Here is a 15,077-nt window from a genome sequence, read left to right as displayed (position 1 = left end):
GACTATCCCTCAAGCCGTATACGCGGATCAATGACTCCGTAGACGAGGTCGACAACAAAATTAGACGTAATCACAAATGCTGCAACGACAAAGAAAACAAACTGCACGGTAGGGTAATCTCTGGCGAGCACCGACTCAACAAGTGTGAATCCGATGCCAGGCCAATTAAACACCGTTTCTATCAGGACGAGTCCACCAAGTGCTCGTGCAAGTGACACCGGGTATATCGTGAGAACTGGGATACTAGCATGTTTAGCAATATGCTTCAACCGGCTTATTGTTGGCAGACCGGTGAGACGGTAGTACTCGGTGAAGTCTTCACCCATCACTTCAACAACACTATTTCTCATTATTAGTGTTGGAATGAACAAATAGCGGCAGACGATGGCCGTAAATGGAAGAATGTAATGAATCGCAAAGTCTTGGCTGAGGTAGGGCTCCCACCAAGCCAGCTCTTCTGTTGAACCCGCTGAAAGCATTCCAGACGTAGGAAAGAAGTCAAGCCATACAGCAAACACGACGACCAAAATAATTGAGGTAAAGAATGCCGGGGCTGACCCGACAGCAATAACTGGGATGGTACCAAAACGTTCAAATCGACTACCCCGACTGTTTCCTGCGATTGTTCCGATAACAACGCCAAGAATATAGGTGAATGTCATTGCAGGGGCAACAAGAATGAACGTGTTAAAAATTCTCATTTTGGTGAATTCCCAGACATCAACGCGGTACACCGGGGATTCACCGAGGTTCCCCTGAGCAAGATTCGCAACGTAGTGGTAATACTGTATGTAGATCGGTTCATCAAGTCTCCACTGCTCACGAATTTCCTGTAACGCTTCCTCATTGGCCCCCGATGCCGCCATCTGGGCAGTAAAGTCTCCTGGCATTGATCGGAAAAGGATAAATAGAGCAGTCATGACAAGCGCAAGCATGAAGACTGTCTGAAGGGTGCGGGCTGCGAAGTATCGTCTTAGTGAACTCATTTGCTTCCCTCACGTTTCTCGCTGGTACTGTGTACTACTGCCATACTAAACAGCTGTGTGGTGCTCTGTGGAGTGTTGTAACTAATCATCGGTGTACTGGAGTGGAGCTTCTTGCTTGCCAGTGCCGCTCGTCTCGTCATAGTGGTGGCAGGCTACGTGCCATTCTAGTTCAGCTTCTATGGCTGGTGGAGTCGTTTCACAGACGCTCTCAAACCTGTTCTGAAGCGTCTCAATAGCAATTTGTTGTTCATCATCTGCAAGGGATGTAAGTGCAGCACGTAAGGTCGATTCGTTTTTCCCAGTGAGTTCTTCAGAAAAGTACTCACTTTGTATCGCGTCAGCCATTGCTGTTCGTTCGCTGGTGCCGATCATACTCTCAATGCGGTCAAGTCCTACTTGTTCTCGCTGTAATAACTGCATGAAGCTCATTATTTCACGATACACAGTTTGATTGATGTCAATATCCTCAGGTGGTATGACGCTTGGGCATCGATCGCGGAACCGACAACCCTCACCAATGTCGATGGGATCCCGAGGGGCACCAGACATCTCTGTTCGCTCTCTGTCATATGTTGGATCAGGAACTGGGATAGCGGAAACAAGGGCCTCGGTGTACGGGTGCTTCGGGGATTGCAAAAGTTGCTCTGTCTTAGCAGACTCAACAAACCTTCCAAGATACATTACTTTAACAGATTCGGCAATATATGAAACAGTTGAAAGGTCATGTGAAATATAAATCATTGATACGCCAAAGTCATTTATTAATTCTTTCATTTTTGTCAGCACCGCTGCCTGTGTTGAGACATCAAGCATTGATACTGGCTCGTCTGCAAGCACTACGTCAGGATCAAGTATCAGAGCGCGGCCTATCGAAACCCGCTGCTTTTCTCCACCGCTAAGATTGGATGGTTTCCGATTTAGGTATTTTTCAGCAGGTTGCAGTTCAACTTGCTCAAGAACCTCACGTATTCGTTCATCTTTGTTATCAAGTCCATGTATATTGAGCGGTTCAGCAAGAGACTCGCGGACAGTCATCTTCGGATTTAACGAGTTGAACGGATCTTGAAAGATGACCTGTACATTACGACGGTATTCTTTCCAGTCGGCTTTGCTAAACTGAGATACGGGTTTTCCTTTGTATATTACATCGCCCGAAGAGATATCCTCAAGTCCAATGAGTGTGCGGAGAAGGGTTGATTTTCCACATCCACTTTCCCCAATAACGGCAACCGACTCATTATTTTGCAGGGTCATTGAAACATCATCAACAGCTTGTATCTGCGACGGACTTCGCCGCATGATAACATCAATGATATCTCTGTTACCCTCAAAATATTTCTTCAGGTTTTTGATCTCGAGTACGGGTTGCTCGCTCATGATTAGTCCACCTCTCCGGTTTGTGCTACATCGTTCTCCATGTGATCGTTTTCTCTGTCCGTCAGCTCAGACTGATACATATCGTACGCTTCCTCCTTTCGCACGCATGCAGCCTTATGAGTCGGGTCGTCATCAGAGACTGATTCGGTTTTGGGTTCACCAGCTCGACACTCTGGTGCGGCCCACGGACAGCGGTCAGCAAAGCTACAGAAGTCGACTTCGCCGATCAGCTCCGGGGGATATCCCTCAATAATTTCTAAGTCACGTTTCGGTTCACGAACATCTGGGAAGGCTTCTTTAAACATAAACGCGTACGGATGACGCGGATTTTCGTGTACTGCCTCTGTTGTTCCTCTCTCAGCAATTTGACTGGCATGCATTATCGCAACGCTATCACATGATTCAAATATAACACTAATATCATGTGTAATGAGTAGTAGACTAACGTTTAATTCGGTCTTCAATTGATCCATATACTTAAATATCTGATCTTGCATAATTACATCCAAGGCCGTTGTAGGTTCATCCGCAATAACCAGCTCCGGCTCCAGGAATAGTGCTAACGCGATAATAGCGCGTTGTTGCATGCCACCTGAAAACTGATGCGGATAATCATCGATTCTGCTCTTTTGTAATCCGACAATATCGAATGTCGTCTTAAGTTTATCACGTATCTCACCATCTGGGAGATTGGTGTGCACCTGACCAATCTCAAGCGCCTGTTCACTGACGCGTTGAAGAGGATCTAGGCTGCTCATCGCGCCTTGAGGGATCCATGAAATTTCTTTCCAGCGGATTTGTTCACTCAGTTCCGAGTCAGATAGTTGGTCGATTCTTTTTCCACGGTACTTAATCGAGCCCTCAGAAATGACCCCGTTGTCATCTAAGCCACCGATGATGGATTTAGCCATGGTGCTTTTGCCTGACCCCGACTCGCCTGCAAGCCCAAAGAACTCACCTTCTGAAATCGTGAACGAGGCGTTAGAAACTGCTGTAAGCATCCCTTCTTCAGTTTCATACTGTACTGTCAGGTTGTCAACTTCTAGTAATGGATCACTCATACTAAGCTGCTATCACATCTGTATCCGTTTCACTGTCACCGTCCTCGTAACCCCGGCCGAACATGAACGTGGCCAATACGGTAAGAGCAATAAGAAATCCTGGAGGGGCTGACCACCACCATGCCGTCGACATATATCCAGAATTGAATGCGTTCCGTATCATTACTCCCCATGAGGGAATGAATGGGTCAGCGACTCCAAGAAAGGTCAAGCTGGCTTGAAGCATTATCGCGTACCCTACTCCTAAAGAGAGAAAGAAGATAGCCATCGGCGCCACGTTTGGCAGTATGTGCTTGAAGATTATTCTTGGAGTGCTTGCTCCACTAGCCTTTGCGACCTCAACGAAAGGATACTGCTTGACCTTCAGCGTCTGTGCACGAATGACACGGGCCGCCCCACGCCAAAGTATCAATCCAATTACTGCAATTGACGGAATAAATCCCACACCCAGGAAGGTGATAAGGACTATACCGAATGGAATAAGGGGGACACCGTAGACAAAATCAGTGAACCGCATAAGAACGGTTTCTGTCCGTCCCCCAACGTAACCGGCAGTAACTCCAATGACAGTGCCAATTGAAAGAATCATTCCTCCTCCAAGAATTCCTGTAATTACTGTTGGACGCGCACCAACCAGTAAGCGGCTCAACACATCGTACCCGTTAAATGTCGTTCCAAGTGGATGAGCCAGAGATGGAGAGGCCGCTCGCAACATCTCTCCACTTTGTTTATCAAAGTGTATTTGTTCAATTCCGTACGGGGCCAGCATTGGACCAAATAACCCCATCATTAGTATTGTACTCAGAATTCCAAAATACGCTGCGGTCATTCGATCGCTTATCATGTTACGGACACCTCCCAGTAGATTCCTGAGAATGTACGAGTCCCGTACTGACATGCCCTTATCTCGATCAGTTATTGTTCTAACAATTGGATTGTCCACCACTTTTTGGACGATTTCCATCACTATCGTGAGGGTGGTTGTTATTTAAAAGCTCTTTGATCATATAGCCTTATATTATGTTGGTATGATCAGCATAGTGCACATAGCCTATGACAGATCCTCAATTATTTTTGCCTAGATTAATTCACTGTTCGCTCTTGGGTAGAGGATTGATGGTCAGCTCTCAGCAGTAGCTGGAAGTCACAGCGGGCAAGGGTGACGCGACTGCGTCACCTGACGAACGATATTCCCAATCAAGACGTTCGTCTCGGAGCGTCGGGCCGCGAATCTGTGATTCGGTACAGCAGCTATCGGGTGTTGCAGCGGTATCTGTGTAAGGATTGCGACCGCACGTTCAACGATCAAACAGGCACGGTGTTCGAACACTCTGCGGTGGAACTCAGAAAATGGTTCCTCGCGGTCTACACGTACATCCGTTTCAACACGAGTCTCAGGCAGTTAGACGTAGAGATTGACGTTTCTTACAAGACGATCTACCGGCGCGTCCAGCGCTTTCTGCGAGCGCTGGACGCACTTCGGCTACAAGTCGAAGGCCCGGTTGAGATCGATGAATCTACATGAAAGCTGGACTCAGAGACCGCAAGCGCGACAGCTGGTCGCGCTCGCGTGGCCTATCCACGCGCGGACGTGAAACATACGCTGAGGACAAGCTCCCCGTCTTTGTTCTCGCAGATCGAAGTAGTGGTAAACGGTACGTGATCCCGGCGAAAGCCGCGACCGAATCGAAGATTCGACTCCTGCTGGCCGACCGCCAGCAGGAGTCGTTAACCGTCTACACAGACGGCTTTCGGGCATACGATCCACTTGAGGAGGACGACGCATTCACGGGTGAATGCGTCGTTCACAGTGACGGCGAGTACGTTGATGGAGACGTGCACGTGAACAATTGCGAGAGCCACGCGTCGCTGGCGCGACGGTGGCTCTCGCCGCATCGAAGTGTCTCTAAAGACAGACTCACACCGTATATCCGAGCGTTTCAGCTCCGTCGAGAAGTGTTCCGCAAACCGGGGAAAGAAGCGCTCAAAACCATCCTCGAAACTGCGCTATGACTCACCAACAATCTCCGCCACAAGAGCGCAATCTGTTATAGAAGGATTAGCGGTCAAACCCTCACATGAGCAACCAGGCTAATTGGATAAATTGTGCCCGAGGATATCATCACATAAGCTGAATAGCGGGTTATGAAACTGTTAACCAGTGTATCTTGTAATCGGACATGACAGAATAGGACCAAACACTCTTTGCCGTGCTAAACACTACGCGAACAATTGACTGAGTTCAAAAGTCAATCAAGCGTAGGTTTTTCAAAATACGGGCCATCACTTATTTTAATCGGCTGACCGATTCCAGATGCTATCGCGTTATTGTATACGTGAGAAGCCCAAGCGACATCCTCAATTGGCAGTCCTAATGATGAAAAAATTGTCATCTCACGAATGGGTACCTGATCTTCACCACCCACAATTTCGTGCAGTGCTCTTAGGTTACTTATATAGCTATTTGAACTGTTCTTGAACTTGGTCACAAATGCTTCGGTAAATTTCCATCCAACCTGGCGATGAAACTGTAATGGATGCCGCCGAATGTCACAGATGATCTGATCTGAATCATAACCGCTCAGGTCCATCTGTAAGTCTCCGAGTTGGATAACTGTTGAGTGAGATGTGAGCCAAGAAGAATCAATTTTCACACAGGGATTACGTGATGCAGCGGCTACAATGATATCTGAGTCTTTTACAGCCCGTTCTAAGTCCTCATCTTCGTTAATATCTACATCAAGTTTCTCGTCCATTTTACTCCTGAACAATTTAGATTTTTGAATATTTGGGTGGTAAATACGCATCTCGTTAAGCGAACTGAATGTTGTATCCATTGCCATAGCTGAGGTTTGACCAATGGCTCCCGGTCCCAGTATTGTTACCACTTCTGGGTCTGGATGGATGTGCTTGGCACCAAGCGCAGCCATCGCGCCAGTTCGCATACTGCTTATTATTTCACCATCCATGATGGCTATTGGCCGACCAGAATCAGAATCACTTAGTAATATTAGTGGGCCTGACCAAGGTGCATTTAATTCTTCAGGCCGAGGCGTGACCGACCCATACCACTTGACACCAACTGTATCTATTTTACCACCTACGTAAGCAGGCATCGCCCCAAATCGGCTCCCCGATCGTAGGCGGCTGCGCTCGGGATCAGATAGATTAGATGGGAAGGTGGTCATGTGTCCATGGAGGTCCTGCCCATTTTCACCCATGACAACCTTTTTTTGATTATACAATTCGAACACTAGCTCCATTCTATCGATACACTCTCGCATATGTAGTGCTCCAGCCTCTCGCACTTGATTTTGAGAGAGGAATCGTATCTCCTGTTGGTCAATATGAACCATACGTCAAGTACAAAAGAGTATGATAAAATAGTTTGCAAAATATCGTCACTATTCTGCTGACTACAGGCCACATTACAACCTCAAAAATATATTTAGGCAAAATCATTCCATATCAAAGCACATATATTGGGCGCTCATACAAATCACTCTGTGTTACATACAGAACCACTTGCCGATACTGCAGACAAGTTGCGATTAGGACACATTGATACAGACACCTATCTAAAGAATATAAAGGATCGCATAGGCTCAATAGATCCATCGCTTGAATCGTTTGTTTCTGAAGAGGATAGGTGGGGCCGAATAGATCAAAGAGTGGAATTACTCCAAGAACAGTATCCTACGGTAGAAAGTAGACCACCGCTGTACGGAGTCCCAATTGGTGTGAAAGATATATTCCATGTAAGTGGAATGTCCACCCGAGCCGGTTCGGGACTCCCGGCTGACCTGCTGACAGGACCGGAAGCTTCCGCCGTTACAACGCTGAAGGACGCAGGTGCAGTAGTACTTGGTAAGACGGTAACAACAGAGTTTGCTCATATGTCACCCGGCCCTACGCGCAATCCACATGATAAAAACCACACCCCGGGTGGGTCAAGTAGTGGTTCTGCAGCGGCTGTAGCGGCTGGACTATGTCCCATGGCTTTCGGAACGCAGACGATTGGATCGGTGATCAGGCCAGCTTCGTTTTGTGGTATAGTAGGGTACAAGCCAACGTATGGACGGATTTCAAAAAACGGCGTTATTCCTCTTTCAACCTCTGTGGACCATGTTGGAACATTCACTCAGGATACAGAAGGAACAGAGCTCGTTGCTTCTCTACTATGTGATTCATGGAGGTCACTCCCTTCCCCCGCGAACAAACCCAGACTTGGCGTCCCACAGGGCTCCTATTTAGAACAAGCAGAAGAAGTAGGACTTGAAGCGTACGAGAGTGCTCTGGATGTCCTTTCTAAAGCAGGGTACGACATTGTACGGTTGAACACGCTTGAAAATATCAAAGACATAAATACGCGACACGAGGAGTTGATTGCAGCAGATGCCGCGGTTGCTCACGAGGGTTGGTATCGAGTTCACAACGAGAAGTACGCAAAAGAAACTAAACAGCTCATAGAGGAGGGGCTGGAGTCAACGGCGAAGACGATAGCAGTTGGGCGGCGAGGCCGCAAAGAACTTCGAGAAAATCTCTTTCACACTATGGATGAACACAATGTAGATATGTGGATTGCCCCCGCAGCCCCTGGCCCAGCGCCTGGAGGGATTGATTCAACCGGGGATCCAGTAATGAACCTACCGTGGACACATTCAGGGCTCCCAACAGTCACTGTGCCGGCAACTACATCTGATAAAGGACTTCCAATTGGGATTCAGTGTTCCGGAAAATTCGGTGCCGATGAAGACGTGATCAGATGGATGCATAATATTAGCGATGTACTCAGTGAATAATAAGTAACCAGCCACATGCCATTGTGATGCCGTACGGTAAGGACTAAGAACGGTATTTAATAAAAATCTACAGAGAAAACAGGGAGAGTCCCCAGGGATTGACCCGAGGCGGTTCATCTTCCTGCCGTAGCGATAACTGCATTGGCAAGCGTATTAGCGGCCCGATAGCAGTCATTCCAGCTTGTGTACTCTTTAGGTGAGTGGCTCTTACCATCCTCACTGACCGCAAACACCATGCCAACGTCACAAACGTCCGACAAATGCGAAGCATCATGATTGCCACCGCTCAACAAGTGGAGATTATCATACCCAAGTGTCGTCGCAGCTTTTTTGATATTATTGGTGCAACGACTGTCAAATGTGACGCCGTCAGTCCTCGTCGTTTCTTTGAGGGTGTACTCAGCTCCTTCCCTCTGTGATATTGCACGGGCTTTAGATCGGAGGTGGGATACAGCTCTTTCAATTACTGCATCACTGGGGTCTCGAATGTCCCAGGTTACGGTCGCCGTGCTTGGGATGATATTAATTGAGTCTGGCTGTACATTAATAGATCCGACTGTGCTCACGGTCTTTTCTCCAAGTGTGTTTGAAAGCCGCCTGACAAAAAGTGCAAAGTCAGCGGCGGGAACCCCAGCATCAACACGTAAATGCATCGGCGTGCTTCCCGCGTGGTTTGCATCTCCCTGAAAAGTTACCTCTCCCCACGAGCGGGCTACAACACCGTTGACTATCCCCACGTCCTTTTTTTCTTGTTCAAGATACGGTCCCTGCTCAATATGGAGTTCATAATATGCATCATATTCTTCTGTGGGTTTTGCAGGCTCATCTCCTTTATACCCAATGCGTTTAAGTTCTTTTTCAAAACAAATACCATGGTCATCTTCACGTGTGTATTGATGTTGCAGATCAAATTGGCCGGTCCAGACTCCACTACCTTGAAGTCCCGGTTGGAATCGAGTTCCCTCCTCATTTGTCCAATTTACTATCTCTATCGGGTGTTCTGTTTGAATGTCCTTCTCATCAAGTGTGCGAAAGAGCTCAAGAACGGCTACCACCCCAAGGGCTCCATCGTAAATACCCCCGTTTGGCTGTGAATCAAGATGTGAACCAGCTAACACTGGAGAGACAGACGGATCGGTCCCATGCCGGCGAGCAAATATGTTCCCCATCCTGTCAACTCTGACATTTAGATCAAGATCCTGCAGCTCACTAACAAACCAATCCCGGACCTTCATATCTGCATCTGAGAGCGCTACTCGCTGTAATCCCCCTTCTGGTGTTTGACCAAATTCTGCCTGCTTTTTCATCGTGCTAGCAAGTCTGTCTGAGTCTAGACGCACTGCCATATGAGAGGAAATCGGGGCGTGATGATTTAGTTTTATCGCATATCATTACAAATTCATACGATTCTATTGCGCACAGTTATATTAAACAGCAAAATAGAGTGTTAACCCCCCTGTGCCTGAGGACGGAGTATGCGTTTGTCTCGTATTATAAGAGAACAATTTGATCTAAAGATGTATCTTTTTGTTCAGCTAACGTGAACAACTTTATTTCTAAAGTATAAATACAATTCACAGTCATTCACTAGCAAGAATCGTATCGAATTTAAAGTAATGTTTGAATTGTTGCAGAATTTATAAACTCACGGTTAATAACAACCCTGCAACGAGGGCATAATAATCGTTCAGCAATCCTGAATAGAATACAGAGGATGTTGTCGTTTAATACAATAAAAAAATTTATGACAACAATTTCTATTCAAACAATAAACTTTGTCATAGACACCTGCTGATATTAGTAGCACCAAGGTATAATATTCATTATATGGGAACAATTAAGTATACATAACTAGAAGCGATTACTATGGGAAATAATAACAATTCAACTGACACTAGACAAACAGTGGTGAGATCCATAAAAATAATTGAATTACTGGCTAGGGAACGCTGCCTTGGGGTTACACAGATTGCTAATGAAATGACCCTGGCAAAAAGCACTGTCCATGCGTATCTAAAAACTCTGGTGTCCTGTGGATATATTGTTCGAGAAGATGAAATGTACTGTCTCGCGTTTCGGGTTTCATTGCTTGGAGAGTCTGTAAAAGACCAGAGTCGGCTGTTTACTGCAGGGAGAGATGAACTCAAAGAGCTAGCCGACCAGACCGGTCTTTACACACACTTGTCCGTTGAAGAGCATCATAAAAACATAAATATATGTCAAATAAAAGGAAATGAAATTAGCAGATATAAATATCAGAACAACAAAGTGCGACATCCGGAGCCACTTCACTTTACCGCTACGGGAAAAGCGATATTAGCTTCACTCCCAGAAGAAGAAGTTGCACTTATTCTTGATCAACACGAGTTAACAAGACAAACACCGAACACAATAACTGATATAAACAGGATTAAAAAAGAATTAGAACAAATCCGGAAACAAGGGTATTCACAGAACGATGAAGAGGAGGTAGTCGGATTTCGTGCGGTCGGTGCACCCGTCCGCGACAGAGCTGATGGATCGCTTGGAGCTGTTAGTGTATCAGGCCCAAAAAGTTTGATTGGAGAAACGCGATTTAATGAGGAACTCCCTAAAAAAATCACTCGCGTAGCCAATCTGATAGAGCTTGAACTGAATATGGACGAGGGTAGTCTGGACCATTTCTAGATGTACTCTTTTCCACATGAAGTTTGCGACACTGCCGGATCTGAAGGCAAAGCGGGGGGCAGTGACAGACCAGCTCACAGAGCTCCGCAATCGGGTCAACCAGATTGAACAGGAGGCGGTCACCAAATTTAATGAGCAGATGGGAACCATACTCAGGTTGCTCGGCTACGAGAGTCTCGAGCGTATCTGGATTGAACGCAAGGAGACAGAGGTACGCAGGGGACGCCGAAAGACATCGGAGTCAACTTTTGACTTTCACGTGGTTCTGGCCACTGATGCCGAGGCTGTCTACGAAAACACGATCGAGCACGTCTCAGAAAGTTAACGTGAAGTAACGGGATTAGTGTTTGCGCTTATCGGCTATCTTGTCCACGACGTCGGTGAGACAGTGCCGTTTGTGATCTTAGACTCACTCGAGGCAATCGATCGCGATCGCATTGCCACCCTGATCGACCATTTTCAATCTGAGGCCCCGCATCTTGTCGTGGCGCTACTCACAGAGGATGCCGCCGAACTCCCCGCCGAGTACCAGTACATAGAGTCAATAGCATAGTTGACACTCGTTCGTCTGTAATTCGTGCAGCCATCCGGCGGAGGAGGCACATCCGTCGTCAGTAGCAGCTCGCCGGCGGACAGATATGATTTGTTCCCGGCCCGGGCACACGTCGATCACATACGCCGTAGCATTACATCGGTACTATTGTAATATGGCGTGTATCGTAGTTAACAACAATGCCGCGCTACAAGTAAAAAATTGAGCGAGTGATTGCAGCCTACGATTTGGGCGAACTCAGACGGGAGCTTGAACGAGCGTGGGCAGGCGACGCGGGAGAGCGGACAAGCCTCCGTGATCTCGCCGACCGGTTTAATCAGGCCGCCCTGACAGCGGCGCTTGAGGATACGGCCGCGTCACAGACCGACCGGGAGATACAGCGGTTGTACGCGGATCTGAGAAGTGACAGCGCCAGCGACGAGGTGGCTGAATGCAGAGCACTCGAACGACACGGTATCGACACAGTCGAGGCCGAATTTGTTACACACCAAATAGTTTACACGTATCTAACGGAAGTTCGCGATGCAACGCTGCCGACGGAGGAAGGTAACCAGATCGAACAGCGGATCAACGCCATCGAAAGTCTCCAAGGACAGCTAAATTCGGTCATTGATACGTCGCTCACGACGTTATCAAACAATGACGAGCTCGATCACGATGGGTACAAAGTGCTCATCAATACGCAGTTGTTATATCCATATTGTGGGGACAAGTATGCCACTCACCGAGCTACTGCACGCTGGTGGCTGCAGATATAGTAAAGACTGACTTAGTCGACGCTTCACGCACGTCGTCAGTGCGGCTACGGCGAGGATAGGCGGTCACTGGGTCGCATTATGTGGGTGCACGGCCACGTCGGTGACCGGTTCACGGCCGAATGGCCGCCACGTGCACCCAGTCCACTCATCCTGAATGCGCCACTAGCCGAGTCCATCCTCGCGTGGGTCAAACCGGTAGCGTTGCCGTGGGCTCTGCATCGGCTGAAAGGTAATACAAATTCTGTCAACTTTAAAAATAATATTTAAACATAGTATACGTAGAAGTAATTGCTTACATTTGGGATAAATATTTGATCAAGAGCGGTGTCGGTCGCCGTCGTAAGTTCGTCAAGTGAGTCGAAAAAGCGGTTGCTAAGCGCTGCTTGGAGCTGTTTCCAGCATTCCTTGGCAGGATTCAGTTCCGGCGGATACGATGGAAGCGTCACAAAATCGAGGTTGTCACGGGCCGCGAGGTCCGTGACAGCCGATGCCTGAAAATACGGTGCGTTATCAAGCACGACAATCAAATCCTCTTCAAATTCTTCACATAGTACTAAAATGAAATTTTTTGCGTGATCAGCGGTAATGTATTCGGTAAGTCGTAAAGAAAAGCGATCGCCGTCCTCGGTGATCGCGCCTAACAAGAATATCTATTTCTATTGGCCAGATAATTCGACGGATAGTCGCGTGCCGCGCGGAAACCATGCAGAACGCGGCTCAAATTGAATTTATTTCTTTGTCTGATCAATACAGACTAATGTGGCATCCGTCTCTGGTCGTTTTTTTTTTTGATTTTGTCGTGAAACGCTTCTTGCTCGTTTTTGTCGGACTCGGCCGCTGTACGGCGTGGTTTTGATAGCTCAATCCTGACTCTTTCAATAGCCGCCGACAGCTCGGGAGTGAATACTCGACATTGTAGGTTTCTTCGAGAAATTCGTTGGCAAGCGCCGGCGTCCACGCCAGCGCGTCGTAGCCGATCTCTTTGGGTGATTTGTGAACTGTCTGTTCAAACTATTGCTACAGTTTTACTGATAATTTTCGCTTTCGACCAGACCGATGAGCATCAATTACAGCCTCTTCCAGTGGCTCGTCAGTATCAAGTCTGTTGGGCCCACTGTAGATCGTTCGTAGACCGGTATCGTGCCACTCGGCAAGCTCAGTCTGCGTGACGCCGTTTTGTGCGCAATCGCAGCTAACAACCGTTGAGTCGGCTTGTTTCTGTCGACGTTAGCAAGCGCTTTTTGAAGTTCTTCGACGGAGATCTTGTTGAGGTGGTCCATTATGTGTATGATTTTCTGTGAAAAAGTTCTAACGGCTATTATAGTACTACGATGCATGAGAGCCTGTTGTGTAGATGGTGAAACTGTCTTGTCACTTCCAAGTGCTGTAACGACATCTGGTCCTAACTCTTTACACATATTTTCAGCTATCGCCTCGTTGTATTCAGTATCATAGTGAGAAACAGATATTATTGTATCATCGTATGATCTGAGTATACGCTGTACTGAGACATCAGTCACTTGGTCGCACATGCTGTTCCGGTGAAGGCTAACAGGTGGCTCATCTAAATGCGATTTACCTGAACAAGAATCTAGATGTTCGATGCGGTCGGCAAATTTTGTGAATGCAGCGCATTCATCAATCACTCGGCCTTGCTCTTGCTGGCACGCCTCACGTGCGTCTCGTATATATGATAGGGTAGCAATTGTAATTAGGCCGGAACTGATAGCAAGGATGATCACGCTAAAATCGCCTACCAAATGTAGAATATCACACGAAAAACAATCACAAGCATCTATACTATACTCTATACTTCGCGTCCAGAATATCGCGGTAGAGAGTAGAAAAACTTGCACAATTATATTATCAAGATACACGGTAAAATAACTTGTGACTGTCTCTTCAACGGTGTCCGGATTGCCGTGTTGAATAGGTGCTGAGTCACGGTTAGAACGCTTCACACAGTGGTCTATGTTGGTGATGCCGAACATCAAGACGATTTCACGGAACTGCCAATATCAGCCCAGCACTCGCACGACATCGCCGAGCGAGCGCTTCGGCATGAGAGCGCGGTCGTGGTTCCGTGAGTTCCGCGACATCGCGCTGATGTGTGTCGATATAACATCAAACGCTTAGTCAAATAATAAATCTCTCCGCCTTACAGCGATTCAACACAGCCTATTGAGGATAAGCAACCCGTCAACGTTACAACGCCTTCTGCCGTACAGCTCGCCATGGTTTCTAAAGGCGACTACGCTCCGGATTTCACTGTCCCGCTGGCTGGTGGAAACAGCTATAACGATGTGTCTGAGTTCACATTATCAGAGGTGGTTGGAGATGGACCTATCGTACTCGCATTTGTTCCAGGCGCGTTCACAAGCGGCTGTACTGAGGAAATGTGCTCCTTTGGGAGCGAATTAGATTCTTTCGAGGCGCTTAATGCCTCGGTGTACGGTATCAGCGTAGACCTCCCATTTGCTCAAAACGTCTGGATAGCTCAGGAAGGACTCAATGTTCCGATGCTCTCAGACTGGAGTCACGAGGTCATCAGCTTGTATGACGTCGTCTACAACAATATGTACGGGTCGATTGAATCCGCTCAGCGAAGTGTATTTATTATCGATTCGGATGGGATTGTCACGTACCGGTGGGTCCATGAGGATGGTAATCCTCAGTTCAATCCGTTTGTCGCCGATATCCGAAAGCGCGTGAAAGAGACGCGTAATTAGGTAAGAGGGTGTCATAGAACTCTTGTCACACCGTGATGATCGTGCTTCCCGGATTGTCTCCGCGTTCGTAGTTGGTGATAGCGACGACGAGGCGAAGGCACAGCGAGAGGAACACCTGTGCTCGTGCATGGACGCGGCCTCGGG

The 15,077-nt window shown here is 47.4% G+C and carries 12 protein-coding genes and 5 pseudogenes; 8 read left to right on the top strand and 9 right to left on the bottom strand.

What is annotated here, in order from left to right:
• Window positions 1-2: 2 nt before the first annotated feature.
• From ACWUI7_RS12655 to ACWUI7_RS12640, 4 genes are all read right to left on the bottom strand, one after another.
• Entirely contained in the window at window positions 3-986 is a 984-nt protein-coding gene (locus tag ACWUI7_RS12655) for an ABC transporter permease (protein WP_496642570.1), read from the bottom strand.
• 81 nt (window positions 987-1,067) lie between these two features.
• Complete coding sequence (locus ACWUI7_RS12650) at window positions 1,068-2,363, bottom strand: oligopeptide/dipeptide ABC transporter ATP-binding protein (RefSeq protein ID WP_496642569.1); 1,296 nt, start codon at window positions 2,361-2,363, stop codon at window positions 1,068-1,070.
• A 2-nt stretch (window positions 2,364-2,365) separates the two neighbouring features.
• Window positions 2,366-3,424, bottom strand: coding sequence for an ABC transporter ATP-binding protein (locus ACWUI7_RS12645; RefSeq protein WP_496642568.1), 1,059 nt, complete (start codon window positions 3,422-3,424; stop codon window positions 2,366-2,368).
• 1 nt (window position 3,425) lies between these two features.
• Window positions 3,426-4,388, bottom strand: coding sequence for an ABC transporter permease (locus ACWUI7_RS12640; RefSeq protein ID WP_496642567.1), 963 nt, complete (start codon window positions 4,386-4,388; stop codon window positions 3,426-3,428).
• 223 nt (window positions 4,389-4,611) lie between these two features.
• Here ACWUI7_RS12640 and ACWUI7_RS12635 point away from each other — a divergent pair.
• A pseudogene (locus tag ACWUI7_RS12635) lies at window positions 4,612-5,437 on the top strand (IS1595 family transposase).
• 236 nt (window positions 5,438-5,673) lie between these two features.
• Here ACWUI7_RS12635 and ACWUI7_RS12630 read toward each other — a convergent pair.
• On the bottom strand, window positions 5,674-6,780 hold the full coding sequence (locus tag ACWUI7_RS12630) for a Rossmann-fold NAD(P)-binding domain-containing protein (protein ID WP_496642566.1): 1,107 nt from the start codon (window positions 6,778-6,780) through the stop codon (window positions 5,674-5,676).
• A gap of 150 nt (window positions 6,781-6,930) precedes the next feature.
• Between ACWUI7_RS12630 and ACWUI7_RS12625 the strand changes: the two genes are divergently transcribed.
• Window positions 6,931-8,226 carry an amidase gene (locus ACWUI7_RS12625; protein ID WP_496642565.1) on the top strand — a complete coding sequence of 432 codons (1,296 nt, stop codon included), beginning with the start codon at window positions 6,931-6,933 and terminating at the stop codon, window positions 8,224-8,226.
• Between the two features lie 113 nt (window positions 8,227-8,339).
• Here the strand turns inward: ACWUI7_RS12625 and ACWUI7_RS12620 are convergent, their stop codons facing one another.
• Window positions 8,340-9,572: a M20 family metallo-hydrolase gene (locus tag ACWUI7_RS12620; RefSeq protein ID WP_496642564.1), complete on the bottom strand. Its 1,233-nt coding sequence runs from the start codon at window positions 9,570-9,572 to the stop codon at window positions 8,340-8,342.
• 520 nt (window positions 9,573-10,092) lie between these two features.
• Between ACWUI7_RS12620 and ACWUI7_RS12615 the strand changes: the two genes are divergently transcribed.
• The 4 genes from ACWUI7_RS12615 (at window position 10,093) to rdfA (ending at window position 12,204) form a co-directional block, all read left to right on the top strand.
• Entirely contained in the window at window positions 10,093-10,893 is an 801-nt protein-coding gene (locus ACWUI7_RS12615) for an IclR family transcriptional regulator (protein ID WP_496642563.1), read from the top strand.
• A gap of 16 nt (window positions 10,894-10,909) precedes the next feature.
• On the top strand, window positions 10,910-11,218 hold the full coding sequence (locus ACWUI7_RS12610; RefSeq protein ID WP_496642562.1) for a hypothetical protein: 309 nt from the start codon (window positions 10,910-10,912) through the stop codon (window positions 11,216-11,218).
• Between the two features lie 18 nt (window positions 11,219-11,236).
• Window positions 11,237-11,446 (top strand): hypothetical protein, encoded by a 210-nt coding sequence (locus tag ACWUI7_RS12605; RefSeq protein ID WP_496642561.1) that lies wholly within the window; start codon window positions 11,237-11,239, stop codon window positions 11,444-11,446.
• Between the two features lie 209 nt (window positions 11,447-11,655).
• Window positions 11,656-12,204, top strand: coding sequence for a rod-determining factor RdfA (rdfA, locus tag ACWUI7_RS12600; protein ID WP_496642560.1), 549 nt, complete (start codon window positions 11,656-11,658; stop codon window positions 12,202-12,204).
• Window positions 12,205-12,467: 263 nt separating this feature from the next.
• Here the strand turns inward: rdfA and ACWUI7_RS12595 are convergent.
• Window positions 12,468-13,484: pseudogene (locus tag ACWUI7_RS12595) on the bottom strand (IS630 family transposase).
• A 54-nt stretch (window positions 13,485-13,538) separates the two neighbouring features.
• Window positions 13,539-14,195 (bottom strand): annotated as a pseudogene (locus tag ACWUI7_RS12590) (DUF7260 family protein); the annotation flags it as partial.
• Between the two features lie 64 nt (window positions 14,196-14,259).
• Between ACWUI7_RS12590 and ACWUI7_RS12585 the strand changes: the two are divergent.
• Both ACWUI7_RS12585 and ACWUI7_RS12580 read left to right on the top strand, forming a co-directional pair.
• A pseudogene (locus ACWUI7_RS12585) lies at window positions 14,260-14,348 on the top strand (IS5/IS1182 family transposase); the annotation flags it as partial.
• Window positions 14,349-14,438: 90 nt separating this feature from the next.
• Entirely contained in the window at window positions 14,439-14,933 is a 495-nt protein-coding gene (locus ACWUI7_RS12580; RefSeq protein ID WP_496642559.1) for a redoxin domain-containing protein, read from the top strand.
• A 25-nt stretch (window positions 14,934-14,958) separates the two neighbouring features.
• On the opposite strand, the pseudogene ACWUI7_RS12575 reads toward ACWUI7_RS12580, so the two are convergent.
• Window positions 14,959-15,077: pseudogene (locus tag ACWUI7_RS12575) on the bottom strand (IS5/IS1182 family transposase); the annotation flags it as partial.

It is taken from the genome of Halorubrum orientale (assembly GCF_059623105.1).
This window is presented reverse-complemented; position numbering and strand designations above follow the sequence as displayed.

What these genes read in the sequence shown, in the direction of transcription:
- ACWUI7_RS12615 (WP_496642563.1), top strand. Translation starts at nt 10,093, where the DNA reads ATGGGAAATAATAACAATTCAACTGACACTAGACAAACAGTGGTGAGA.
- ACWUI7_RS12640 (WP_496642567.1), bottom strand. Translation starts at nt 4,388, where the DNA reads ATGGAAATCGTCCAAAAAGTGGTGGACAATCCAATTGTTAGAACAATA.
- ACWUI7_RS12650 (WP_496642569.1), bottom strand. Translation starts at nt 2,363, where the DNA reads ATGAGCGAGCAACCCGTACTCGAGATCAAAAACCTGAAGAAATATTTT.
- ACWUI7_RS12630 (WP_496642566.1), bottom strand. Translation starts at nt 6,780, where the DNA reads ATGGTTCATATTGACCAACAGGAGATACGATTCCTCTCTCAAAATCAA.
- ACWUI7_RS12645 (WP_496642568.1), bottom strand. Translation starts at nt 3,424, where the DNA reads ATGAGTGATCCATTACTAGAAGTTGACAACCTGACAGTACAGTATGAA.
- ACWUI7_RS12655 (WP_496642570.1), bottom strand. Translation starts at nt 986, where the DNA reads ATGAGTTCACTAAGACGATACTTCGCAGCCCGCACCCTTCAGACAGTC.
- ACWUI7_RS12620 (WP_496642564.1), bottom strand. Translation starts at nt 9,572, where the DNA reads ATGGCAGTGCGTCTAGACTCAGACAGACTTGCTAGCACGATGAAAAAG.
- ACWUI7_RS12580 (WP_496642559.1), top strand. Translation starts at nt 14,439, where the DNA reads ATGGTTTCTAAAGGCGACTACGCTCCGGATTTCACTGTCCCGCTGGCT.
- ACWUI7_RS12610 (WP_496642562.1), top strand. Translation starts at nt 10,910, where the DNA reads ATGAAGTTTGCGACACTGCCGGATCTGAAGGCAAAGCGGGGGGCAGTG.